General features: G+C 25.6%; 29 protein-coding genes, 1 tRNA gene, 1 other RNA gene and 1 CRISPR repeat array. Of the genes, 30 read left to right on the top strand and 1 reads right to left on the bottom strand.

The window, feature by feature from the left end; all coding sequences use genetic code 11:
* The first annotated feature begins 68 nt into the window (after positions 1 to 68).
* Genes VJI95_RS02370 through VJI95_RS02360 form a run of 3 tightly spaced genes read left to right on the top strand, consistent with a single transcriptional unit; the run spans position 69 to position 2,158 of the window.
* A complete protein-coding gene (locus VJI95_RS02370; protein WP_323998824.1) occupies positions 69 to 1,115 on the top strand; it encodes a sensor histidine kinase in 1,047 nt (348 codons plus the stop codon).
* Positions 1,096 to 1,695 carry a response regulator transcription factor gene (locus VJI95_RS02365; RefSeq protein WP_324010100.1) on the top strand — a complete coding sequence of 200 codons (600 nt, stop codon included), beginning with the start codon at positions 1,096 to 1,098 and terminating at the stop codon, positions 1,693 to 1,695. The genes VJI95_RS02370 and VJI95_RS02365 overlap by 20 nt, the downstream gene beginning before the upstream one ends.
* A gap of 13 nt (positions 1,696 to 1,708) precedes the next feature.
* Positions 1,709 to 2,158 (top strand): pyridoxamine 5'-phosphate oxidase family protein, encoded by a 450-nt coding sequence (locus VJI95_RS02360; protein WP_324010099.1) that lies wholly within the window; start codon positions 1,709 to 1,711, stop codon positions 2,156 to 2,158.
* Positions 2,159 to 2,208: 50 nt separating this feature from the next.
* On the opposite strand, the gene VJI95_RS02355 is transcribed toward VJI95_RS02360, so the two are convergent.
* A complete protein-coding gene (locus tag VJI95_RS02355; protein ID WP_324010098.1) occupies positions 2,209 to 3,003 on the bottom strand; it encodes a hypothetical protein in 795 nt (264 codons plus the stop codon).
* 404 nt (positions 3,004 to 3,407) lie between these two features.
* Here VJI95_RS02355 and VJI95_RS02350 point away from each other — a divergent pair, with 404 nt between their 5' ends.
* The 27 genes from VJI95_RS02350 (at position 3,408) to VJI95_RS02220 (ending at position 24,815) form a co-directional block, all read left to right on the top strand.
* The gene (locus tag VJI95_RS02350) at positions 3,408 to 3,746 is read left to right on the top strand and encodes an Asp23/Gls24 family envelope stress response protein (protein ID WP_323998820.1); all 339 of its coding nucleotides are present in this window, start codon (positions 3,408 to 3,410) and stop codon (positions 3,744 to 3,746) included.
* Between the two features lie 9 nt (positions 3,747 to 3,755).
* Positions 3,756 to 4,160, top strand: coding sequence for a transcription antitermination factor NusB (nusB, locus tag VJI95_RS02345; protein ID WP_324010097.1), 405 nt, complete (start codon positions 3,756 to 3,758; stop codon positions 4,158 to 4,160).
* A gap of 22 nt (positions 4,161 to 4,182) precedes the next feature.
* A complete protein-coding gene (locus VJI95_RS02340) occupies positions 4,183 to 4,530 on the top strand; it encodes a hypothetical protein (RefSeq protein WP_324010096.1) in 348 nt (115 codons plus the stop codon).
* 15 nt (positions 4,531 to 4,545) lie between these two features.
* Positions 4,546 to 5,745, top strand: coding sequence for an exodeoxyribonuclease VII large subunit (gene xseA, locus VJI95_RS02335; protein ID WP_324010095.1), 1,200 nt, complete (start codon positions 4,546 to 4,548; stop codon positions 5,743 to 5,745).
* Positions 5,735 to 5,992 (top strand): exodeoxyribonuclease VII small subunit, encoded by a 258-nt coding sequence (xseB, locus tag VJI95_RS02330; RefSeq protein WP_029949726.1) that lies wholly within the window; start codon positions 5,735 to 5,737, stop codon positions 5,990 to 5,992. The genes xseA and xseB overlap by 11 nt, the downstream gene beginning before the upstream one ends.
* Positions 5,992 to 6,840, top strand: a complete 849-nt coding sequence (locus VJI95_RS02325) for a polyprenyl synthetase family protein (protein WP_324010094.1) — start codon at positions 5,992 to 5,994, stop codon at positions 6,838 to 6,840. The genes xseB and VJI95_RS02325 overlap by 1 nt, the downstream gene beginning before the upstream one ends.
* Positions 6,840 to 7,574 (top strand): TlyA family RNA methyltransferase, encoded by a 735-nt coding sequence (locus VJI95_RS02320; protein WP_324010093.1) that lies wholly within the window; start codon positions 6,840 to 6,842, stop codon positions 7,572 to 7,574. Before VJI95_RS02325 ends, VJI95_RS02320 begins: the two co-directional genes overlap by 1 nt.
* An 8-nt stretch (positions 7,575 to 7,582) precedes the next feature.
* On the top strand, positions 7,583 to 8,035 hold the full coding sequence (locus VJI95_RS02315; protein ID WP_323998814.1) for an arginine repressor: 453 nt from the start codon (positions 7,583 to 7,585) through the stop codon (positions 8,033 to 8,035).
* Between the two features lie 7 nt (positions 8,036 to 8,042).
* Positions 8,043 to 9,761 (top strand): DNA repair protein RecN, encoded by a 1,719-nt coding sequence (gene recN, locus VJI95_RS02310; RefSeq protein WP_324010092.1) that lies wholly within the window; start codon positions 8,043 to 8,045, stop codon positions 9,759 to 9,761.
* Positions 9,746 to 10,264 carry an NUDIX hydrolase gene (locus VJI95_RS02305; protein WP_324010091.1) on the top strand — a complete coding sequence of 173 codons (519 nt, stop codon included), beginning with the start codon at positions 9,746 to 9,748 and terminating at the stop codon, positions 10,262 to 10,264. Before recN ends, VJI95_RS02305 begins: the two co-directional genes overlap by 16 nt.
* A gap of 1 nt (position 10,265) precedes the next feature.
* Entirely contained in the window at positions 10,266 to 10,877 is a 612-nt protein-coding gene (locus VJI95_RS02300; RefSeq protein ID WP_324010090.1) for a site-2 protease family protein, read from the top strand.
* Positions 10,877 to 11,611 carry a segregation and condensation protein A gene (locus VJI95_RS02295; RefSeq protein WP_324010089.1) on the top strand — a complete coding sequence of 245 codons (735 nt, stop codon included), beginning with the start codon at positions 10,877 to 10,879 and terminating at the stop codon, positions 11,609 to 11,611. The genes VJI95_RS02300 and VJI95_RS02295 overlap by 1 nt, the downstream gene beginning before the upstream one ends.
* A complete protein-coding gene (gene scpB / locus VJI95_RS02290; protein WP_324010088.1) occupies positions 11,604 to 12,185 on the top strand; it encodes an SMC-Scp complex subunit ScpB in 582 nt (193 codons plus the stop codon). The genes VJI95_RS02295 and scpB overlap by 8 nt, the downstream gene beginning before the upstream one ends.
* Positions 12,172 to 12,864 (top strand): pseudouridine synthase, encoded by a 693-nt coding sequence (locus tag VJI95_RS02285; protein WP_324010087.1) that lies wholly within the window; start codon positions 12,172 to 12,174, stop codon positions 12,862 to 12,864. Before scpB ends, VJI95_RS02285 begins: the two co-directional genes overlap by 14 nt.
* A complete protein-coding gene (locus tag VJI95_RS02280; RefSeq protein ID WP_323998807.1) occupies positions 12,864 to 13,253 on the top strand; it encodes a hypothetical protein in 390 nt (129 codons plus the stop codon). The genes VJI95_RS02285 and VJI95_RS02280 overlap by 1 nt, the downstream gene beginning before the upstream one ends.
* Positions 13,234 to 13,788: a tRNA (mnm(5)s(2)U34)-methyltransferase gene (locus tag VJI95_RS02275; protein ID WP_324010086.1), complete on the top strand. Its 555-nt coding sequence runs from the start codon at positions 13,234 to 13,236 to the stop codon at positions 13,786 to 13,788. Before VJI95_RS02280 ends, VJI95_RS02275 begins: the two co-directional genes overlap by 20 nt.
* 54 nt (positions 13,789 to 13,842) lie before the next feature.
* Positions 13,843 to 13,933 (top strand) — tRNA-Ser (locus VJI95_RS02270).
* An RNA gene (gene ffs / locus VJI95_RS02265) (signal recognition particle sRNA large type) lies at positions 13,933 to 14,199 on the top strand. Before VJI95_RS02270 ends, ffs begins: the two co-directional genes overlap by 1 nt.
* Positions 14,200 to 14,297: 98 nt before the next feature.
* Entirely contained in the window at positions 14,298 to 14,654 is a 357-nt protein-coding gene (locus VJI95_RS02260) for a PBECR3 domain-containing polyvalent protein (protein WP_324010085.1), read from the top strand.
* A gap of 248 nt (positions 14,655 to 14,902) precedes the next feature.
* A complete protein-coding gene (locus tag VJI95_RS02255; RefSeq protein WP_324010084.1) occupies positions 14,903 to 15,433 on the top strand; it encodes a hypothetical protein in 531 nt (176 codons plus the stop codon).
* A gap of 403 nt (positions 15,434 to 15,836) precedes the next feature.
* The gene (gene cas9, locus VJI95_RS02250; protein WP_324010083.1) at positions 15,837 to 16,109 is read left to right on the top strand and encodes a type II CRISPR RNA-guided endonuclease Cas9; all 273 of its coding nucleotides are present in this window, start codon (positions 15,837 to 15,839) and stop codon (positions 16,107 to 16,109) included.
* On the top strand, positions 16,090 to 20,064 hold the full coding sequence (cas9, locus tag VJI95_RS02245; protein ID WP_324010082.1) for a type II CRISPR RNA-guided endonuclease Cas9: 3,975 nt from the start codon (positions 16,090 to 16,092) through the stop codon (positions 20,062 to 20,064). Before cas9 (VJI95_RS02250) ends, cas9 (VJI95_RS02245) begins: the two co-directional genes overlap by 20 nt.
* Positions 20,064 to 20,945 (top strand): type II CRISPR-associated endonuclease Cas1, encoded by an 882-nt coding sequence (gene cas1, locus VJI95_RS02240; protein WP_324010081.1) that lies wholly within the window; start codon positions 20,064 to 20,066, stop codon positions 20,943 to 20,945. Before cas9 (VJI95_RS02245) ends, cas1 begins: the two co-directional genes overlap by 1 nt.
* A gap of 4 nt (positions 20,946 to 20,949) precedes the next feature.
* Positions 20,950 to 21,255, top strand: a complete 306-nt coding sequence (gene cas2, locus VJI95_RS02235) for a CRISPR-associated endonuclease Cas2 (protein ID WP_248166768.1) — start codon at positions 20,950 to 20,952, stop codon at positions 21,253 to 21,255.
* Positions 21,252 to 21,917: a type II-A CRISPR-associated protein Csn2 gene (gene csn2 / locus VJI95_RS02230; protein WP_324010080.1), complete on the top strand. Its 666-nt coding sequence runs from the start codon at positions 21,252 to 21,254 to the stop codon at positions 21,915 to 21,917. Before cas2 ends, csn2 begins: the two co-directional genes overlap by 4 nt.
* A gap of 53 nt (positions 21,918 to 21,970) precedes the next feature.
* Positions 21,971 to 23,455: a CRISPR direct-repeat array (repeat unit 36 nt; unit sequence GTTTGAGAGTAATGTAATCTACATAGGTACTAAGAC).
* 382 nt (positions 23,456 to 23,837) lie between these two features.
* Positions 23,838 to 24,365 (top strand): hypothetical protein, encoded by a 528-nt coding sequence (locus VJI95_RS02225; protein ID WP_324010079.1) that lies wholly within the window; start codon positions 23,838 to 23,840, stop codon positions 24,363 to 24,365.
* Positions 24,366 to 24,560: 195 nt separating this feature from the next.
* On the top strand, positions 24,561 to 24,815 hold the full coding sequence (locus VJI95_RS02220; RefSeq protein ID WP_324010078.1) for a hypothetical protein: 255 nt from the start codon (positions 24,561 to 24,563) through the stop codon (positions 24,813 to 24,815).
* The last annotated feature ends 70 nt before the right edge of the window (positions 24,816 to 24,885 follow it).

Below are 24,885 nucleotides of genomic sequence, written 5' to 3'. Positions count from 1 at the left end.
GTAGTAATATTAATTAGAATAAAAATAAATATATAAATTTATTTTTTAAAAAATTATATGGAGATTTTATGGTATTTTTAAAATATTTTTTATTAAATTTTTTGTTTTTATTTTCGGGGAATCAAAATTTTCTTAATGTTGCAATTTTTAGCATGATTTCGTTAATTTTTGTACTTATTGTAGAAATTAAAGAAAATATTTATTATAGTTTTGCTTTATCAATAATATTTTTGATTATAATTTATTTTTTTCCAGAATTTAGATTTTTCAGTTTTTCATTTATTTATGCAATTTACAGCAAATCAATATACAATATTCCAATATTCTTTGTATTTTTAATTACAAGAGAAATTGACTATTTCACATTGTCTTTGCTTATTGTCTGTCTATCGCAATACGATAGGGAGCTTTATGAAAGAAAAGTTTTTTATCATAGAGAGTTTTTGAATTTTTATAAGACAAATTATAAATTGCAAAAAGATTTGAAAAGTATGTATCTTGAAGAGGAAAAAAAGAATTATGAGAGCATATTAAAAGAAAGAGAAAAAATTTCAAAGGAATTACATAATTCAATAGGGCATACAATTTCAGCTTCTGTTTTGGAACTTAGAGCATTGGAGTATATTTGTCAGGACGAAGAAGTAAAAGAGTCGCTTATAAGAGTAAGGGAAAATCTATCCGGAGGATTGGTAGATATAAGAAAGATAATTCATAATATGTACAAATCTTCTTTTGACTTGGAGAACTCTATAGAAAAGATAATTACTTTTCCAAATATAAATACAAAGTTTATATATAGAGTGAAAAGTAAGATAAATGAAAATTTAAGTTTTGATATTGTAAGTATTGTTAAAGAAGCATTTTCTAATTTTATTAAACATTCAAATGGAGATAGTTTTACTGTAAGAATAATAGAAAATGAAAGTTCATTTATTATTACGATTTTTGATAATGGAAAAAATATTAAATTTGATAAATCTGAAGGTCTTGGTGTTTTATCAATGGAAGAAATTGCTAGAAAATATCATGGACTTTTCAATGTTATTACTGATGATGGATTTAAAATAAATATTGCAATAGATAAGGGAGAAAATAATGAAAATCTTAATGGTTGATGATGATTTACTAGTATTAAATGCTTTAAGTACAATTTTGAGCAAAAGTGGTTATGAGATTGTATTGGCAACTACTGATTCTAAAAAAGCAATTGAAACTTATAAAGAAAATGAAATTGATGTAGTAATTTTAGATATTAGGATGAAAGAAGTAAATGGAGTTGATGTTGCAATTGAGATTTTAGATTTTGACAAAGATGCCAAAATAATGTTACTTACTACTTTTAATGATAGAGATGATATAATGAGAGCATTGGATAGGGGCGTTTTGGGAGTTATTTTAAAGGACAATGTCGCATCACTAATTCCTGCAATCGAAAGTGTGAGTCTTGGAAATAAAATTTTAGATAATGAATTGAATTTACATAGTCTTTTTAGTACTACAAAAAAAGATTTTGATCTTCTAACACAAAAAGAAGTTGAAATTTTAGAACAAATTGCTAAGGGATTATCTAACAAAGAAATCTCTGAAAAATTATTTTTGAGTGAGGGAACTGTAAGAAATTATATTTCAGGAATTTTAGAAAAATTAGAACTTAGAGATAGAACTCAACTTGCTATATATTATTATACGAAATAATTGAAAGGAGAACATGGTGTTTAAAGAAAAATATTTTGAATTTTTTGAAAAAATCGGAATAAGTAAATTTATGGTGTTATCAACATCAAAAGATGACTTCGTAACATCAAGAATGATGAGTATAATTGTGATTGATGAAAAATTTTATTTTCAAACAGATAAAAATTTTAAAAAATATAATCAGATAATTGCAAATCCTAATGTATCTCTGTGTATTGATAACATTCAGATTAATGGGATATGTTGTGATGTTGGGAGACCTATTGAAAACAAAACATTTTGTGAAATATTTAAAGAAAAATATCCAAGTTCATACCAAAATTATTCACTTTTAGAAAGTGAACGTTTATTGGAAATTGAACCTGCATATATTGAATGTTGGCATTATATTGAAGGAGTGCCTTATATAGAAGTATTTGATGTTAAAAATAAAAAATATACTATGAAAAAATATGTAAGATAAAAAGGCAAGCCTTCCACGATGTAAAGTATCGTTGAAGGCTTTAAATTTTGTTACTTATTTCCTTCTATTCCACTATTTAAAGCAAAAACAATTGATTCCAATAAATTTACTTTGTGAATATAAGCTTTTTGTGGCAATTTAAATACAGCTTTTCCTTGGCTGTTTTTTACAACTACATTACCAATTTTAGCTATGATATCATATTCATTCCACTTATAAGCTTTACCATCTACTTTAAAATAGTCTTTTGTTATTTCAATTTTAGAACTTTGTTCTAAAATTTTTCTAACTGATTTTAAATTAAACTTGTTATTTTTTGGATCATGGTATATAAATTCAACAGTTTCTCCGCCTAATATTTTTTGCATATAAATAGGATAATTCACATTAACAAAATCATCTTGCCATGGTCGAAAAGCTGGTCTAGGATACCCGTTTCCAGATAAGGACTTCCATTTATCATTTCTCTTATACCATATTGCTAAAATTTCTATAGGATTTAAGGGATTTGGAATAAAGAAATAATCTAAATCTTTATAAAGAATTTTATCATCTCCATTTTTTCCGATAATAACACCATCGTCAAAATAAAATAATTTAGGATACATCTTAAACAAATAGTATGGTAATACATATGCAAATAGGATTAGAAATATATCACCTACTATAAGAATAAGTAATGCCATATTATAGTTTCCATTTTTTGAAATTTTATCTGTATTCTTTAGAAAAAATTTAGTAAAAGTGAACAAAAATCCGTTAAATAATAAGAAACACATTATTGCAATTATTTTTAAAGATAATTTAAGCCCATATGATTTTTTTGCATTATCATAATTTTCCACATTTTCACCTCCTTATCTACATATTAAAAATTATATAATCAAACATAGCCTAATGATTACACAATTACAGAAATTTTATCATATTTTTATTTTTAATTCAAGAGTTTAAAGTATTGTTATAATTTAAAATTTCAATAGAAACTTCACTATATTACAAATATTTATATTGTGCTAACTGATGTAACTTATATGTTGATTTTTTATGTATCCTTTTATTAAAATAGTGAATACTAAAAATTGCTTTAACTTAAAATCAGAAGTAAATAATATATCTTAATAGATTTTTTACTTCTTTAACATCGTCGAAAATTTATTTATAAAAATTTATTGTATAAATATTTAATTTTAATTGAATAAATTTACAAATTTTGTTATAATACATAGTAAGTGGAGGTGTATTAATTATGAATAAAAATAAATTCGAAAATGGCAGTGTTAAGATATCAAACGATATTTTTTATATGATTGCTGCTATGGCAGCTATTGAAGTTGAAGGGGTAAAATCTATCGTTGGAGTTCCTGCTGACATTGAAAAAATTAATGCAAAAAATTCTAAGAAAGGAATAGAAATAGAATTTTTAGAAAAAGGAATTCAAATTAGTGTCAAAGTTTCTATTGAGTATGGACAAAAATTTGAAGAAATTGTTAAAAAAATTCAAGAAAATATAAAGTTAAAAGTAGAAGTTATGACAAGTATTAAAGTTTTAGGTGTGAATATTTGTATTGAATCTATTGAAAAGTAGAGTGCTTATATGACTAGAAGTGAAGCACGAGAATGGTGTATGAAGTTGATTTATCAACTAAGTATACAGAACAATTTTAAATGTGATGAGATAGAAAGTTTTATAGAATATTTTGATTTACCTAGTAGTGAAGTTAAATACATTAGGAAAAATTGCAAATCTATAATTGATAATCTTGATGACATTGATAATATTATAAAAGAAAATTTAGAAGGTTGCTGGAACTACAATAGAATAGCTAAAATTGATTTGGCAATTCTTAGAGTTGCAGTAAATGAAATTTATTACTTGGACGATATTCCTGAAAGTGTTGCAATAAATGAAGCCATAGAAATTGCAAATAAATATTCTACTGATGCTTCATATAAATTTATAAATGGTATTTTGGGAACTATCGTTAGATCAAAAAAATAATAATTGATTTTGGGAGGTAGTTATGGGATTGCTTAATACTTTATTGTTAATTATATTTGTTGGTATTGTTTTTTCAGGTATAGCTGTATCAACTTATTTAGTTGGAACTGAAGGAAAAACTAGATGGTTAGTTTATCCAGTTTTCTGTGCGATTTGTATAGGAATATTTTTGTTTTTTAAAAATACAATGAACTTAAACTTTCTTCCTTGGAGAAATGCTTATTTGATTCTTACATTCTATGTTCCTGTGGTTTGTACTTTAATGGCATTTATAGCTATCCCTAAAACATCTTTAAAAGCATTAAAAGAAAGTATAGTTCCTGCAGTAAGTATATTTGCTATTGGTGGAATTCTTTTAATGATATTCTAAAATAGGAGAATTTTGATGACAACATTTAAGGTTAAAGAAGTTAGTAAGTATATTTCGAATGTACTTAGGAGAGATTCTTTTTTATCTAACATAAGTGTTGAAGGCGAAGTATCTAATTTTAAAAAATCGGGTGGACATAGTTACTTTAGTATTAAAGATGATGAAGCTATGCTTAAATGTGTAGTTTTTAAAACTATTCCAATTGCACAAAGTTTGAATCTAACTGACGGACAAAAGGTTGTCGTAACGGGAACTGTTATGACATATGAAAAAGGAAGCTACTATCAGATTTTATGTAAAAATGTTGAAGAGGTCGGTCGTGGAAATTTATATGAGCAATTTTTAGCTCTAAAAGAAAAACTTTCAAAGGAAGGCCTCTTTAATTCTGAATTTAAAAAACCAATTCCAAGATTTCCGAAGAATATTGGAGTTGTTACAGCTAAAAATGGTGCTGCAATTCGTGATATTCTAAATACTCTACGAAGAAGATTTAGAATTGCAAATATCTATTTTTATCCTGCAAAAGTTCAAGGAATTGGTGCTAGTGAAGAAATAGCTGAAGGTGTTAAATATTTAGATTCACTTGATTTTATTGACACAATAATTGTCGGTAGAGGTGGAGGTTCTTTTGAAGATTTGAATGCGTTTAATGATGAAAATCTCATTAGAACCATTTTTAATTGTAGAAAACCTATTATATCAGCAGTTGGTCATGAGATAGATACAATGCTAACAGATTATGTTGCAGATAAGAGAGCAGCGACTCCTACAGCAGGGGCAGAGCTTTCATCTGTAAGTACGGATGAGATAAAAGAATTTTTAAATCAAGCTGAGAAAAAACTTAATAAAAACATTTTAGAAGAAATTTCTGCTGAAAAAGTTCAGCTTGAACATTTTAAAAAAGAATTGGAATATTACAATCCAGTTAATAGAATAACTACATTGAAAGAAAATCTTGAGAATTTGAAAAAATCTTTAGATGAAAAGATAGTTTCAATTTTTAAATATAACAAACAATTACTTGATTTTAAAAGACAATCTTTAGAAATTATAAACCCGAATAGTATTTTAGACAGAGGGTATAGTATTGTTTATAATGATAAGAATGAAATCGTTAAGGATATTAAAAGTGTAAATGTAGGGGATTCTTTGAAACTTAGAGTTTCTAATGGAGAGATTATTTCCGATGTTAAGGAGATTATAGATGGCAATTAAGTTAGAAAATTATGATAAGGGAATAGAAGAACTTATTAAAATTGTAAATACTTTAGAAAAAGAGCAATTAAGTCTTGAAAAAAGTATTGAACTGTATAAAAAGGGAATGAAACTTCATAAAGAGTTGGTTGATATTCTGGAAAAAGAAGAAGGTAGATTATTCTTATTTGACGAAAAGGCTCAAGATGAAGAAGAAAAATTTGTAGAGAAAACTTTAGAAGATGGACAAGTGAGTTTAGAGCTATAATGGAAGATTTTATAAAATTAATTCATAATGATAAAAGCATAATAGAACAAAGATTAAGTAAAGTCTATACGGATAATAATAAGTTTGAAAAAATGTGTGCTTATTCTTTTTCTGTTGGTGGAAAGAGAATAAGAGCAATTTTGCTTTTAGAAGCTTTTAAAATTTATAGAGATATTTCAGATATAGCTATAGATTTTTCGATTGCTTTAGAGCTTATTCATAACTATTCTCTAGTTCATGATGATTTACCGGAAATGGATGATGATAAATTTAGAAGAGGGGTATTATCCGTTTATGGCAAATATGGACAATCAAATGCTGTTTTAGTTGGAGATGAGCTTTTAAATAATGCAAATTTAATTATGATTAAAGCTATGAAAAATCTTGAAAATTTTGATGAAATAAAGCTTGCGATTTCTGCAAGTGAAATAATTTTAAATTCAAGTGGAATCAATGGAATGATTTATGGTCAATTTTTAGATCTTGAAAATAATGTAGAAAATTTAACTGATATTGAAAAGATTAATTCTCTAAAGACAGGAGAACTTTTTAAAGCTGCAATTTTATCGGGAGCAAAACTGGGTGGAGCAAATGATAATGACTTAGCACATTTGGAGATTTACGCTAAAAACCTAGGTTTAGTTTTCCAACTGCAAGATGATTTATTCGACTATGATGAGGATATTAATTTAAATAAAAAAACTTTTGCAACTGTTTTAGGAAAGAGTGAGGTTGAAAAGAAAATTGCAGAATTAAATAAAATTTCATTGCAAGAAATTAATAAAATTTCAGGAAGAAAAGAGTTTTTTGTAAATTTCATTGATTATATGGCAAAAAGGACTTACTAATGGAAAGAGCAGATATTTGTTTAGTCAATTTGGGACTCGTAAAGTCAAGAACTCATGCAAAGAGGATTATTGCAGAAAAAAGAGCTTTTTATGATGGAAAAATTATAGAAAAAGTTTCAATGATGATTGAAAAACCTGAATTAATAACTATAAATTCAACTTTTGAGGATAGTTATGTGGGAAGAGGAGCCATAAAGTTAGACTCTGCAATTAAAAATTTTAAGCTTGATTTGAAAAATCTAGTTTGTATGGATATTGGAGCATCAACTGGTGGATTTACTCAAATTATGCTAAATGAAAATACAAAAAAAGTATATGCTATCGATGTTGGTACTAATCAACTTGCAAAGAGTTTGTTGAATGACGATAGATTAGTAAGTTTGGAAAATACAAATTTTCGATATTTAGATTTTGAAGTTATAGGAGAGAAGGTTGATTTTATTTCTATTGACGTTTCTTTTATTTCTTTAAAATATATTTTTGAAAATTTGTATAAATTTTTAAAAGAGGACAGTATAATTGTGGCACTAATAAAACCACAATTTGAATGTGAAGGAAAGAGTTTAAATAAAAAGGGTGTAGTTAAGTCTGAAAAAGTTATAGAAAATGTAATTGAAAAAGTCAGACTCTATGCACTTGGAAATAAACTTGAAGTAATTTCCATAATTGATTCTCCAATACTTGGTGGAGATGGAAATAAAGAAAAATTAGCACTTATAAAAGGGATTTTTTAAGAGGTTTTATGAAAAAATATACAAGACAGAGAATTATTTTAGATTTAATAGAAAATAATGAAATAAAAACACAAGAGGAACTTTCAGACTGCTTGGAAAAAAAGGGAATTCGTTCCACACAAGCTACAGTTTCAAGAGATATAAAAGAATTAAAAATTTTAAAGGTACAAACGAAAAATGGAGAATATAAGTATAAGGTCGTTGATTCACTCTATGATTCTTTAGATGAAAGATTGAATAAGATTTGTAAACTTGCAATTTTATCTATAAAGCATAATGAAGATATGATACTTATAAAGACTATTCCACATACTGCAAGTATTTGTGGCTCATATCTAGAAAGTGCCAAGTTAAAAATGGTAAGTGGAATCGTAACTGGAAATGATACTATCTTTATAGCTATTGATGATAAAGCTTTTTTAGATTCCGTAGTCGAAGATATAAGGAAACTTGTAAGGTAGGGATTTTATGTTATCTGAATTATATATAAGAAATTTAGCAATTGTTGATGAAATAAAAATTTCCTTTACTGAAGGACTTAATGTTTTAACAGGAGAAACAGGAACTGGTAAATCTATAATTATCGGTGCTATTTCTTTGCTTTGTGGTGGAAGAGCTAATACTTCATCTATTGGGAAACGTAGTGATACTGCTTATGTTGAAGGAGTATTTTTTCTTTCTCGATATGATGAAGAAATTTTAAGAAATAAGTTTGAATTGCTAGGTTTAGATATAGAAATTGAAGATAATATGCTAGTTATTTCAAGAACTATAAGCAAAAACGGAAGATCAGTTTCAAAGATAAATAATAGAACTGTGAATAATTCTATTCTATCTGATATTATGTTAAATATTTTAAATGTATGTGGGCAACATGATAGTTATACATTGTTTAATAGAGCTGATTTTGTTGAAATTTTAGATAGTTTTTGCGATGATGAGTTTAGAAAAAAATTAAAAGAATTAGAAACATTATATTGCAAAATAAAAAAGACAAGTTCCGACTTAAAGAAGCTAAAGAATAGAGTAAATAATTTTGATGAAAATGTTGAGGAAATAAAATCAGAAATTGAAGAACTAAATAGTTTGGAACTTGAAACTTTGGATGAAGAATTTATTGAAAATGAAATTGATAAATTTAATAATAGTCAAACTATTTTAGTTTGCTGTGGAAATTTAGTTGAGCTTTTTGATGGAGAAAATTCAGAAGTAAATGCCTTTTCCATCTTGAATGAAATAAATAGAAATCTTGTTATATTGGAAGAAAATGATAAAAATGTAAAATTTAGTGAAGATTTTGAAAATATTTCTTTTGGATTAAAAGAAATTTATACAAAAATTCAAGATTATTACTCAAGTGTTTATATTGACGAAGAAAGTTTAATGATTCTACAGGAAAAATTTAATCTTTTGAATGACTTGAAAAGGAAACATAGGACAGATAAAAAGGGACTTGTAAAATATAAAAATTCATTAGAGGAAGATTTGTATTTACTTGAACATTCAAAAGATTTGTTATTTGAAGAAAACAATAAGCTTAAAAATTTAAGTGAAGAATATAAGAAACTTGGTATAGAAATTTCAAATTCTAGAAAAGAAGTAGCAAAGAGAATTGAAAAATTAATTGAAAAAGAACTTTTGGATTTAGATTTAAAAAATTCAATCTTTAAAATAGATATAAAGACAAATAATAAAATTACAAACATTGGTTTTGATGAAGTTACTTTTTTAATTTCAACAAATAAAGGCGAAGAACTTCAAGAAATATATAAAATTGCATCTGGTGGGGAACTTAGCAGAATTATGTTAGGTTTTAAAAAGGTTTTATCCGATAGGGATAAGATAGCAACTCTTGTTTTTGATGAGATTGATACGGGTATAAGTGGAGTAACTGCTCAAATTGTTGGAGAAAAACTTGCAGAAATTTCAAAAAATCATCAACTTCTTGTAATTTCTCATTTACCACAGATTTCTGTTTTATCAGATACGCATTTTATAATAAGCAAAGAAACAGTTGGAGATATAACTTTATCAAAAGTTTTATGTGCAAATTATGATGAAAAAGTTATGGAAATTTCAAGACTTATAGGTGGAGCAAATATTAATGAAACAACTATAAGACAATCTAAAGAAATGATTGAAATTGCAAATGAAAAAAAGGAAAGATTAAGATGTATAGAAAAGTAAAATCAGAAGAAATTTTTGACGGAAAAATTTTGAATTTAAAACTTGAATACTTTGAAAAAGATGATAAAATTTTAAAAAGAGAAATTGTAGAGCATAAAGATGCAGTTGCAATTTTTCCAATTGACGAAAAAGGATATGTATATTTAGTTAAACAATACAGATTTCCAATTCAAGAGGACTTTTTAGAAATTCCTGCCGGACTTGTTGAAATAGGAGAAAATTATGAAGAAACCGCTCTTAGAGAATTGCAAGAAGAAATAGGTTTTAGTTCTAATAATTTAGAAAAAATTTTTGAAGGTTATACAAGTGTTGGATTTTGTACAGAAAAAGTTGTAGTCTACAGGGCTGATAACTTATTTTCTTCAAAATTACCAGAAGATGAGGATGAAAATTTAAGTATTATTAAAATTCATTTTGATGAATTAAAAAAGATGTATTTTAATGGAGAAATAAAAGATTTTAAAACGGCAATAGCTATTTTAAATGAAATAAATAGGGGGTAGTATGAACATTATAATGGAAAATTTAATTGTTGGAATTGCAGTAATGTTTGTAATTATAGCCTGTAGAGTTTTTCAGGCAAAAGTCGCTTTAGCTCTAGGAGATAATACACCAAAATTAAATGGAGCAACTAGCTTAAATCCTGCAAATCATATAGATATAGTGGGCTTTATTTGTTTTATAATTTTCAAATTCGGTTGGGCAAAACCTATAGAAGTAAATGTATCTAATTTTAAAAACAGATTCTGGGGTAAGATAATTTACTCCTTATCAAATGCCTTTATGTGCTTCCTAATAGCTTTAATTTCAGCAATTATATATATACTTGTTGGATCTGATAACAAAATGTTATTTTTACTATTTAGAGATATCTTCTCTATCAGTATAGTATTTGGAATTATAGGATTGATACCTTTGCCACCTTTTGATGGAGCAATTTTTATAAGTGCATTTTTATCGAGAGAAGTAGAATATGAATATTTTAAACTTTCAAATTATACAACTCTTATTCTGCTTGCATTAATATTGACAAGAACTTTTGGAACATTTTTATCACCTATTGCTAGTACTGTTGGACAATTTATAATTAAAATTGCTTATATGTTGGTGATGTAATGCAGTTAATAGTTAATTTAGATGCTTACTCGGGTCCTTTGGATTTATTGCTTGACTTAATTTCAAAACAAAAGGTTGATATTTATGATATTGAAATAAGTAAAATAACTAAACATTATCTTGAAGTAATTGAAAATTCTGTTTATAGTGAAGATACTGATATATCAGCTTTTTTGCTAATGTCTAGTACTTTAGTTGAAATAAAATCAAGAAGTTTAATTCCTAAAAATACAGATGAAGACGAAGAAGAAATTGTTACAAAAGAACAATTGATTGAAAGACTTATTGAATATAGAAAGTTTAAAAAGGTTGGAGAATACTTTAAAAATCTGGAAGCAGAGGGAAGTAAAGCATATTCAAAAATGCAGTCTGATATTACTGAATATATGACTGAAGATAAGGAAATTATTTTAAATACTGATGTTAATGTATTGCTTTCTTTAATGGAAAATATTATAAACCAGTATCAAAGTAAAAATGAAGAAAATTCTTTTGAAAAAATCATAGAAAAAGATTTATTTCCTATTGAAAAATATGTTTCAATGATAAAGGACAAAATTTATGAAAAAAAAGAGCTTTATTTTGAAGATTTAATTTTTTATAATGGAACAAAAAGTGAGCTTATAACAATATTTATATCTATTTTGGAGCTTGTTAAAAATAATATTATCAAGATTTTTCAAGATAAAGATAAAAATATTAAACTTAATTTAGTGGGGGAAGAAGTTGAATAGTAGAGAATATAAACAAGTTATCGAACAGTTGTTGTTTGTATATGGAGATCCTTTAAAAATTGATGATATTGCAAAAGTTTTGGATATTCCAGTAAAAGATGCTACTGTTTTGGCTGATGAACTTGTAGAGGAGTTTGAATTTCAAAAAAGAGGACTCGTAATTCAAAAAATTTCTAATTATTATCAGATAAAGACAAGAAAAGAATATCATGATATTATTTCAAAACTTTTTGAAAAAGTTACAATGAAACATTTAACGAATTCAACTTTGGAAACTTTGGCTATAATTGCATATAAACAACCAATTACAAGGCAAGAAATTGAAGAGATAAGAGGAGTTAAATGTAACAGCTCTATTGAAACTCTGATGTCAAAGGACTTCATTGAAGAAGCAGGAAGACTTGATAGAATTGGTAAGCCAATTATTTATAAGACAACTTTGAACTTTTTAAATCAATTTAATTTAAAATCTCTAAAAGACTTGCCTAATATTGAAAAATTTATTTCTGATGAAGAAAAAAACAAAATAGTTGAAGATGAAGATATTGTGGAAATAGAAGATGAGAATAAATAAATTTATTGCAAATTCCGGTTATTGTTCAAGAAGAAATGCAGATTTACTTTTAGAACAGGGAAAAGTTTTTATAAATGGAAAACTTGCAAATAAGGGAATTGACGTTTTAGAAAATGATGAAATTTTAATTGAAGGTAAAAAAATTAAATTAGAAGAAGCTAAAAAATATTATCTTTTAAATAAGCCTATTGGGTATTCCAGTACAGCTAAAGCTCAATTTCAAGAAAAAATTGTTTTGGATTTAATGGATTCTAAAGAGAGAATTTATCCCGTAGGGAGACTTGATAAGGACAGTTTTGGGCTTTTACTTTTAACAAATGACGGGGACTTAGCTTTTAAATTGACACATCCAAGTCATAATGTTGAAAAAGAATATATTGTAAAGGTTGATAAGGCTTTAAAAGAAAATGATTTAAAAAAATTATCTTCTGGGATAATGATTGAAGGGAAATTGACAAGAGAAGCAAGATTCGAAATTTTTGACTTTAAAAATAATATGGTAAAAGTTTTTCTAAAAGAGGGAAGAAATAGACAGATAAGAAAAATGTTTAAAACTTTGGACTATAAGGTTATTTCTCTTGAGAGAACTGCCTTTGGTAAAATAAAACTTGGAAAATTAAAAGTAGGAAGTTACAGAGAACTTAGTAGAGAAGAGATTGAATATTTAAGGAGTTTATAATGATAGGATTAAAAAATGCCACTCCTGAAGAATTTGAAGAACTTTATGTCAAATATGGAATAGGTGGTAGTATAGATTTATCTGTTCCAACATTTTATTTCAGTTTAGTTATGGAAGAAAATATAATCGGATATGTAAAACTTACTTTTAGAGATGAAGATTATTATTTGGAAGAAATAAAATATGATGAAGGAATGGAAAAATTTAATAGATTTTTTATAAAATGTATTGCTTATAAAGTCTATATGAAGAGGAAAAAGAAATTTTATTCTAAATTGTTTTTTGAAGGAATTTCAGGAGTTACTAAATTAGAAGATGATTTATATACTTACGATGTTGATGAAATTTTAGAACAAGGAAGAACTTGCAGTGAATGTAAAAATAAATAAAACTAAGACTTTAATTGAATTTTTCATGAGAAATTATATTAAAGATGTTAAAATCGCAATTGATATGACAGTTGGAAATGGATTTGACTCTAAAAACATTTTAGAGATATTACAACCAGAAAAACTTTATTGTTTTGATATTCAACAAGAAGCTTTGGATAATTCAAAAATTTTGCTTGAAAAATATTCAAATTGTGAATTGATTTTAGAAAATCATAAAAATTTTGATAAATATATAAAAGAAAATATTGATTTTGCAATCTATAATTTAGGTTATTTACCTAAAGGAGATAAATATATAACTACAAATGCAAAAGATGTTGAAGAAAGTTTGAAGAAATTGTTAGAGAAATTAAATTCCAAAGGAGCAATTTTTATAACTTTTTATATAGGACATTCTGCTGGACAGATTGAAAGTTTAGAAATATCAAAATTTTTACAAAATTTAAATCAAAAAGAATATACTATACTTAAATGTACATTTGAAAATCAAAAAAACAATCCACCTTATGTGGTTATGATTCAAAAAATATAAATTGTATTTATATTGACTAAATAATAAAAATACATTATAATATATGGGTGTCGTGGAGAGCTGTCCGAGCGGTCGAAGGAGCACGATTGGAAATCGTGTAAACGTCAAAAGCGTTTCGAGGGTTCAAATCCCTCGTTCTCCGCCATGCACTAGGTGGGGTGTTAGCAGTACCTTGTAACCTGTAATCTGCTATAGCAGGGCTGAATTCCCAAGTTAGATTTTCAAGGGGTGTAGCCGACTTTTGTAAGTGGTGTTGACGAGTGGGTCCTTACGCAATAGAGCTTTACGAATCTGGTCAGGTCTTGACGGAAGCAGCCATAAGTAAAATACTCTATGTGCCGTAAGATTGCTTGCTTTGAGCTAACTGCAAGGGTACCGTACATTTCTTGTTAAGCGACCTTGGGTGTGCTTACATACTAAAGAGTTATCTGTAAAGATAGCTCTTTTTTTATGAAAATATATTTGATTTATACTGATTTTATGCTAAAATATAGTCAAGAGGTGTAGCTATGATAGTAAAGGATAGTATTAAAAAATTATTAGGTCTTGAAACAGACTTATCAGAAATAGAATATTCTAGGCATGGTTTAAAAAGACATCTTGAAAAAAGAAAGCATTATGATGTTTTAAAATATGTAGATAATGTTAAAGAAATGATAGAAAATCCAGATTATGTAGGGATTAATAGAAATGGAAATAAATTAGCTTTAGAATATGTAAAATGTTATAAAAAGAATGTTTTACTAGCTTTAAAAGTTAATAAAACTAAAGATAAATTTTTTATTGTCAGCATGTATAGCATAAATGACTATAAATTAAACAGCAGAAAATTTAGTGGAAGATTAAAAAAGGTTGACAAAGAGTAAAAAATTGGGTATACTATAGTTAAGTAAAGAAGTAGTTGAGGGCAGAAAGGGTTCCTGCCACACCTGTAATAAGGTATCTGAGATGTTGGATACACCGACCAACCGACTACTTAATTCAAATCTGTGAGAGTTAGAGTAGTCTAACTCTTTTTTGTTTGAAAATTCTTAAAACTGTAAGTAGTGTTTTGTAGTTTTTATTTTTGACAATTATTTTATAAGTTGATAATAACAACTAAAAGGAGGTAATTATGAAAAATAATAAAATTTACAATGTTGTATTTCCAATTTGGTTTTTGCTTTTATTTCCTTTGGCTTGGCTGATAGTAATGCCGGTAAATTTTTTAATTGATTCTATTGTAATATGTTTAGCATTAAAATTCCTAAAAACTGATGATATTCTACAAAGATATAAAGAAGTGATTGTAAGAGTATTCTTATTTGGGTTTTTAGCAGATTTTATTGGTTCAGTTTTTTTATTAGCTTTTACAAGTTTAGTTGGACGTTTAGAAGAAAATGTTAAATTTTTTAAATGGATTAGTGATAATGTAATTAAATATATTATGACAAATCCTTTAGAAAATATTTACGCTTTTATTATAGTTACAATTACAATCTTATTAGCAGGTATTTGTATCTATTATTTCAATTTAAAAAATAGTTTTGCCAAGATGGAAATTGATGAAAAAGACAAGAAAAAATTAGCATTATATGTGGCAATATTTACTGCACCATATTTCTTTTACGTTCCTATATCCCTATTAAAGAATTATGGTTATTAGAATTTAATTATTAAATAAAAAGTTTTCAAGCAGAGTTGGTCAATCTGACTCTGTTTTTTATGGTTAAAATAGATTTGTAAAATTATAAACATTGACAAAAAACATTAATAGCTATATAATCTAATTGTATTGTGCTAATCGACTTGTAATAAAAGGTTTTCTTTTGGGATGTTTATTTGGGGTTAAGCTTGAAGCGTTATTTTTTGCAATAAAAAAACTCACTTTCGTGAGTTGACCTAAACGACTTAGGTTAGCCATCGCTGGTGCAATAGCGGCTTGAATAAATTTTTATTTGAACTTTGTAATGTAATCTACATAGGTACTAAGTTCCTACATATAAATTATAACACATATTCTATAAAAGTCAATATAAAGACTAAAATTTTTTGTGGAGGTTGTTAAAATGGGAAAACAAGAATTTAATGATTATTATTTAGGATTTGACATTGGAACAAACTCTGTAGGTTGGGCTGTTACTGACTTACAGTATAAACTATTAAGGTTTAATAAAAAAGATATGTGGGGAAGTAGACTTTTTGACGAAGCAAAAACAGCAAAAGATAGAAGAGTTTACAGAAATAGTAGGAGAAGACTTGATAGAAGAAAAAGACGTTTAAAACTTTTGGAAGAACTATTTTTAGATGAGATATCAAAAGTTGATAATACTTTTTTTTAGAAGATTAGAAGAGAGTTCTTTGCATACTGAAGATAAATCTTTTGATTTTAGATTTCCTATTTTTAATGACAAAGACTATACTGATAAAAATTATTATAAGGACTATCCAACGATTTATCATTTAAGAAATGATTTAATAAAATTCACAGATAAAAAATTTGATATAAGATTGGTTTATCTTGCTATTCATAATATTATGAAGTATAGAGGACATTTTATTTTTGAAGGACAAGATTTTAACTCTATAACAGATTTTAATGAATTATTTGATGAATTGTCAACTTATTTGAGTGAAAATTTTGGAGAAGGAATTAATCCTAATTTAAGAGATAGGTTAAAAGAAATAATTTGTAGCAAGCAAAAATTAAAAGACAAAGGTACAAAGTTTTCTTCACTAATAGGGAATGAAGTTATACAACAAGTGTTATACTGTTGTGTTGGAGGGTCAATTAAATTAAAAAATATTTTTTCTAATTATGAAAATTCTACTGATAGCATTACTTTATCTTCAGATTATGAAAAAGAAAGAGAAGATAAAGTTTTAAAACTTGGAGAAGATATTTTATTATTTGATATATGTAAAAAAATTTACGACTTTATGATTTTAAGTGATATATTAAAAGGAAAACAATATATTTCTGAGGCTAAATTGGAATTATATATGGGACATAGTGAAGATTTGGGAAAATTAAAAAATCTATTTAAAAAATATCTAAGTAAAAAGGATTATTTTGATTTTTTTCAAAATGACAAAAAACCAAACAATTATGTATCTTATGTTTTAACACATTTAGATGATGGAAAAAATATTAATCTATCCAGTCAAGATAAATTGAATAATCTAGCTTATAATTATATTATAAAAATTGAAAAGAACTCTTCTTCAAAAATTGATTTGGAAAAAAGTGATAAAGTTGTATTTGAAAGCATAAAAAATAAAGCTAAAGAAAAGAAATTATTTCCAAAGTTAAAAACAAAAGATAATGTAGTAATACCATATCAAATTAATAAAGTTGAGTTAGAAAAAATTTTAAGCAATCAATCTAAACATCACCCTTTTCTTAACGAAAATGTTTGTAAAAAAATTATAACTCTTTTTGAGTTTAGAATTCCATATTTCATTGGACCTTTAAAAGGAAAATATTCTTGGACAGTATTTAATAAAGAATTTGAAATGGAGAAAATAACACCGTGGAACTTTGAAAAAGCAATAAATAAGGAATATAGTGCTAGAGAATTCATTAAAAGAATGACAAATAGATGTACTTATTTAAAATCGGAAAATGTTCTTCCTAAAAACTCTTTATTATTATCTGAGTTTGACCTTTTAAATGAATTAAATAAAATTAAAATAAAAAATGAGTTAATAAGTCTAGATTTAAAAAATCAAATTATAAATGAACTTTTTAAAACGACTTCAAAAGTTACTATAACAAAATTTATAAATTATTTAAAGACGAAACAAGTTTTTGTAGAAAAAAAAGACATATCTGGACTTGGTGATGAGTTTAAATCGAAATTAGATAGTTATATTAAATTTAAAAAAATAATTGGAGAAAAAATAGATACTACACAAGGATATAATTTCGTAGAAAAATGTATAGAGTTTAAATGTTATTATGGAGATGATAAAGAGTTATTTGAAAAAGCTATTAAAAATACAGAGTTTAAAGATTATGTTGAGAATTCTATAACTGATGATGAATTAAAAAAGATTAATAAAATGAAATTTAATAAGTGGGGAAGATTTTCTAAAAAACTATTAAAAGAAATTTCTTTTAAAGATATGATTGATGGAGAATTTTTTGAAAGTATTATTGATGCTTTAAGACAAACTAATTTTCATTTTATGGAATTTATGTCTAAAAAGTTTAATTTATTAGATAAAATAAAAGATAATGTTCTTGATAGTGGTTTAGAAAAATTTAATATTAATGAATATGTTGATGATTTATATGTATCACCATCAGTTAAGCGTTCGATTATTCAAACTTATAAAATAGCTATGGAAATAAAGAAAATTACAGGTAAAAATCCAAAAAAAATATTTATTGAAATGGCAAGAGGTGAAGGTGAAAAAGGAAAAGTTCCTGAAAGTAGAAAAACACGAATAAAAAAATTATATGATGATATGAAAGAACCAAATAATGAATTTTTAAATAATTTAGATAGTTTAAAAGAAAATATTGAATCTTTCGAAAATAATGAGTTAAGACAAAAGAAACTATTTTTGTATTTTATGCAAATGGGAAAATCTATGTATACAGGTAAAGATATAGACTTAAATGTATTACTTAGAACTAACACCTATGATATTGATCATATCATTCCTCAGTCAAAAACTAAAGATGATAGTTTTGATAATATAGTATTAACTGAAAAAACTATTAATGAAGATAAATTAAATCATGACTATTTAGATTTTTCTATTAGAAATAATATGAAAAGTTTTTGGAGATTTTTACGTGAAAAAGGATTTATAAGTATTGAAAAATATAATAGATTAAATAGGAGTACAGAATTCACTGATAATGAATTAGCTGATTTTATTGCTAGACAGTTAGTTACCACAAGACAAGCTACTTTAGAAGTAAAAAAACTTTTTGAATTAATTTTTTCAACTGAAACAGAGATAGCTGATGTTGTATGTACAAAAGCACATCTTGTTAGTGATTTTAGAGAAAAATTTGATATTATTAAGGTAAGAGAAGTAAATGATGCCCATCATGCTCAAGATGCCTATTTAAATATAGTTGTAGGAAATGTTTTTGATACTAAATTTACAAAAGATTATTGGAAATTTATTAAGGATAGAGGTAAAGAAGAAATTAAGGAGAGTACTAATTTTAAAAAAATATATAATTATGATGTAATAAGAAATGAAAATGTGGCATGGGTATTTTCAAAAGAAAATAAAGAAATTAATACAATAAATACTGTAAAAGATATTGTAAATAAGAGGACAGCAAATATTACTGAAATGCTTGTTGAGGGAAAAGGAGAAAAACGAGGAAAAAGATATGGATTTTTTGATGCAAATTTAAAGAAGAAATTTAAAGATGTTAGTAATAAAAAATTAAGAATAGTAGCTAATATTCCAAAAAGTTTAAAAAATAAGAATATTCCTTGCTATGATATTGCAAGAAAATATGGATATTATGGAACACTAAATCCAGCTCATTTCATACTTTTTAGTTATGAAGATAATAAAGGAAAAAGAAAGTATGGATTTGATAGAATATGTATTGTAGATAAAGATAAAATAAAATCTACAGAAAAAGTAGAAAATTATCTTGAAGAAGAATTGAAATATAAAAATCCTATATATTTAAGAAAAATTAATTTAAAACAAAAAGTTATGATAAAAGGATTCCCTTACAGAATATCTGGATTTACAGATGGCAAATTAGAATTGAAAAATGCTAACTCTTTATATTTAGATGATGTAAACCTTAAAATGATAAAAAATGCTGTAAATTTATTAAAAGTGAATGCTGATAAAATAGAAGTTAATAGGAAAAAAGGTGAAAATTCTGAAGATATTGAAGATTACATTATAAGTTTTGAAAAAAAGAAAATTAATGGTAGCAAGAATGAAGATTATGATGAAGCAATTTCTAGATACCATAAAGAATTTAATATTATTTTTGATATTTTATGTGAATCATTTAATAAAAGTTTTTATGAAAATTATATGAATAGTGAAAAATCAATACAAATAGTTACATCTAAAGATAAGTTTTTGAAATTAAAATTATATGAAAAAGCACAAGTGATAACAGAAGTATTGAAATTATTTAATAGACAAACAATAAGTGACTTAAGAAAAATTGGGTTGGTAAACAGTTTTGGGAAATTACATGGAAAGAGTTTAGATGTATTATTAAAATTGGGTGTTGAAATAATTGATGAATCAGTTACAGGACTATTTGTTGAAAAAGAAAGGCTTGAATAATGGCAGGATGGAGAACAATAGTAATAACGGAAAGATGTAAGCTTGATTTAAGATATAACAATATGAATATAAGAAAAAATGAAAGTTTAAAACAGGTTAATATTTCAGAAATAGGTGTTCTTATTATAGAAAGCACATCTGTTTCTATAACTTCTGCTTTACTTAGTGAACTTATGAAAAATAAAATTAAAGTTATTTTTTGTGATGAAACTCATAATCCTGAATCAGAATTAATTCCTTATTATGGTGGTTATGATTCAAGTGAAAGAATAAAAAGTCAAATCTTTTGGGACGATGAAATCAAAGAAAGTCTTTGGACACTAATAGTATCAGAAAAGATAAGAAAACAAATGGAAGTTTTGAAGTATTTTAATCTTAAGGAGTATAAACTTTTAGAAAATTATATGTTTCAAGTAGAACATTTTGATGCAACAAACAGAGAGGGACATGCTGCAAAAGTATATTTTAATTCACTTTTTGGAGTTAATTTTAATAGAGATGATAAAGAAAATGTTATAAATATGGCTTTGGACTATGGTTACTCTATCTTGCTGTCTCTTTTTAATAGAGAAGTTGTTAGCAATGGTTATATAACGAATATTGGGCTATTTCACAGAAACAAATTTAATCCTTTTAATTTATCTTGTGATTTGATGGAACCTTTTAGACCTTTAGTTGACAAATTGGTAGTAGAAATAGGAATTGACAATTTTGGCACTGATGAAAAAAGAAATTTACAACAACTTTTATCTACTCAATTATATATAAAAAATAAAGAATATTATTTACAGGATGTTATTAAAATTTATACTAAAAGTTTATTAGATGGTTTAGACGAAAGAGATTTAACAAATTTATGGTTTTACGAAAATGAGTTATAGATTTATGAGAATATTATTATTTTTTGATTTACCAACTTTAGAAAATGAGGATTTAAAAGAGTATAGACATTTTAGAAAGTTTTTAATAAGTAACGGATTTATGATGTTACAAGAATCTTGCTATGTAAAAATGCTTTTGAACTCAACCTCTGCAGACAATTTTTTATCTAAATTAAAGAAAAACTTGCCTCCAAAAGGGTTAGTTCAAGTAATTACAATAACAGAGAAGCAATTTCAAAAAATGGAAACTTTAGTTGGTGAATATGAAACTGCTATTTTAGATAGTGATGAAAGGATAGAAGTGTTTTGAAACTACAATTAAAAAATTTTAATTTTAGTATTGATTTGGATGAAAAAATTAATACAATTATTGTTGAAAATAAAATTGAATATAGAAAGATTGTAAATTCGTTTGTTAATGAATTAAATATCCGAGATGGAAATATTTTACTATCAAAGGATATTGAGCTTTTAGTACCAGATAAATATTTATTCACTTTCTATGATTATTTTACTTTTGATATCAATAAATATGCACTTACTAAGTTTTATAAAAAATTAAAAGAAATATCCATATTGGAATATTCAATTGAAACTGCGAATTTAAAAAGTAAAATTGAAGAATATGTGTATAATCTTACTAAGCAATATGATATGTATTTGGATATATCTTGCGATTTGGATGTTACAGAAATATTGAAATCTTTGAATGTAAAAATAAAACAATATAGTGAATTACTACTTGATAAAATTATAAATTATATCAATGTAATAAATGAAATATTTGGAATTAAATATTTTGTATTTATTGGTTTTAAAGAGTATTTTACAGAAGATGAAATTCTTGACTTTTTTGAATATATAATCTATAATGATTTTAGTATAGTCTTAGTTGAACCTAATAATCTAAAAACTGTTCAAACTAAAGAAAAAATTTATGTTATTGACGAAGACCTATGTGAAATATATTGATTACATATCGGCTCGTAACCGTAAAAATTTTCACCTCAAATCTTACATTTGAGGTTTGAGAGTAATGTAATCTACATAGGTACTAAGACTGGCAAAATAAAAACTTCTGAAAGTATTGGGTTTGAGAGTAATGTAATCTACATAGGTACTAAGACTTTGAAAAATTGCAATTTCTAACAAACGAAGTTTGAGAGTAATGTAATCTACATAGGTACTAAGACAATAAATTTATTGAAGATGTTGAGTATATAGTTTGAGAGTAATGTAATCTACATAGGTACTAAGACAAAAAACTTTATATTAAATGATATGAAATTGGTTTGAGAGTAATGTAATCTACATAGGTACTAAGACAACGGAGAAACAGTTTTAAACATAGCAAAAGTTTGAGAGTAATGTAATCTACATAGGTACTAAGACCTTTCTTGACTCTTCTTCATCTCTACTTAGGTTTGAGAGTAATGTAATCTACATAGGTACTAAGACAAAAGAGGTTGAATATTTGCAATCATTATGGTTTGAGAGTAATGTAATCTACATAGGTACTAAGACAAGTGCAACTTTAAGAATAAGAAAAGATGGTTTGAGAGTAATGTAATCTACATAGGTACTAAGACTTCATTAAAATCTTCTAAATTATTATATTCGTTTGAGAGTAATGTAATCTACATAGGTACTAAGACCCGGATTTAGAGCATATTGGGATTGCTTATGTTTGAGAGTAATGTAATCTACATAGGTACTAAGACTTCTCCTATATAAAGAAAAAATAAAGGGTAGTTTGAGAGTAATGTAATCTACATAGGTACTAAGACAAGTTTTCAATATTGTATACTAAAAAATATGTTTGAGAGTAATGTAATCTACATAGGTACTAAGACATACAAATAAACAAGCAGATGAATTTACAGTTTGAGAGTAATGTAATCTACATAGGTACTAAGACTGATTTTTATAATGGCATACAAGATATACGTTTGAGAGTAATGTAATCTACATAGGTACTAAGACTTCTTTTGTAAAATCATCCTATATCCTATAGTTTGAGAGTAATGTAATCTACATAGGTACTAAGACAAGTATTCCATATAATCTTAATCGACTTGCGTTTGAGAGTAATGTAATCTACATAGGTACTAAGACTTGACTTTTATAAAACAAAAAGAGAATAACGTTTGAGAGTAATGTAATCTACATAGGTACTAAGACAAAAGAAGAAGAAAGAGAAAAACAAGAAGGTTTGAGAGTAATGTAATCTACATAGGTACTAAGACCTGTTTCAAATTCAGGATTACCAACATCTGGTTTGAGAGTAATGTAATCTACATAGGTACTAAGACTAGCAAAAGATTTAGAACTAAAATACACACGTTTGAGAGTAATGTAATCTACATAGGTACTAAGACAGAAAAAAATGTTTAATAATAATTTTGATTGTTTGAGAGTAATGTAATCTACATAGGTACTAAGACTTGTTGATATTTCAACATTTAAAGTGTAAAGTTTGAGAGTAATGTAATCTACATAGGTACTAATATATAGAAAAATTATTAAATTACAATATATTTTTCTAAAAGAGTTGACTTTTTATGTTGATTGTTTAAAATTCTTTAGCAATTTTAATAACAGAATCAATAACGTTAATAAAATTATAGCATCAATAGAGGTCAATAGTTTCACCTCCTTATATAGAATGCAAAGTAATTATATAATTAATATAAAGTTTTAGTAAACAGTTAAAGAACAGAGTTGGTCAATCTGACTCTGTTTTTGTATAGTTAAAATATAATTTCTAGATTTTAAATAATTGACAAAAAGTAAAAAAATAGGTATATTATAGTGGAATAAATAAGTATTTTATAGCTTTTATTTTTGACAATTATTTTATAAGTTGATAATAGCAACTAAAAGGAGGTAATTATGAAAAATAATAAACTTTATAGTATTTTTTTTCCAGCATGGATAGTACTCCTGTTTCCTTTAACTTGGATTATAGCTTTGCCTTTAGATCTTCTCAGACAAAGTTTTGTACTTTGTATCACTTTAAAATTTTTAAATACATATGATATTATTGAAAAGGCCGGTAAAGTCATCAGGAAAGTATTTCTGTATGGAATTTTAGCAAACATTGTAGGGATAATTTGTCTATTTTTTATAACAATTATGGTTGGAATAGGAGCTGATATGTCCGGAATTGTTGGATGGATTAGTAATAATGTGGTTGAGGGTTTGATGACTACTGCTTTTTATAGTATTTATGCATTTATAGTAATAACTATTCCAGTTGTAATTTCAGGATTTTGTATCTATAAATTAAACCTAAACTATAGTTTTAAAAATTTAGATTTAGACATAAAAGATAAGAAAAAATTAGCATTGAGTTTGGCTGTTTTTACAGCACCATATTTATTCTATTGTCCATCTATAATATATATATTAACACGATAATGATTAGATAAAATAGCCTTTGTAAATATTTTATGAAAGAGTTATAATATTTAACTCTTTTTTTGTAATTAAAATAAAGTACTAAATTCTTAAACATTGACAAAATACTTTTATAGATTTATAATTTAATTGTGTTATATTATTAAAAAGAATTTATTTTATACGATAAAAGTATGATAATAGGAGGTATATTTTATGAGATTAATTAGTAGATATTTAGCAAACGCAGTTATAAAAAAGATTGACAGTACCCGTTATAAAAATCATATTTATTTTTCATTGATGTTAATGTTATCGTTGGTGATTATATATACTTTATATTGTACTCTTAAAGCTGGAAATTTAGATACTACTAAAATTATAGGTGTTGTACTTTGTGGTATTTTACTAGTGTTATCTGTAATATCAGCTATAGTTTATTTTATAAAAATGTTTGAAAAAGAAAAATAGTTTTTTATAATCATTTTTGAGATTCGTAAAATTATATAAGGAGGGAGATATGTTCTACCTCCTTACTTGT

The organism is Parvimonas sp. C2 (assembly GCF_035282405.1).
In the GTDB taxonomy this organism is placed as follows: Bacteria; Bacillota; Clostridia; order Tissierellales; family Peptoniphilaceae; genus Parvimonas.
This window is presented reverse-complemented; position numbering and strand designations above follow the sequence as displayed.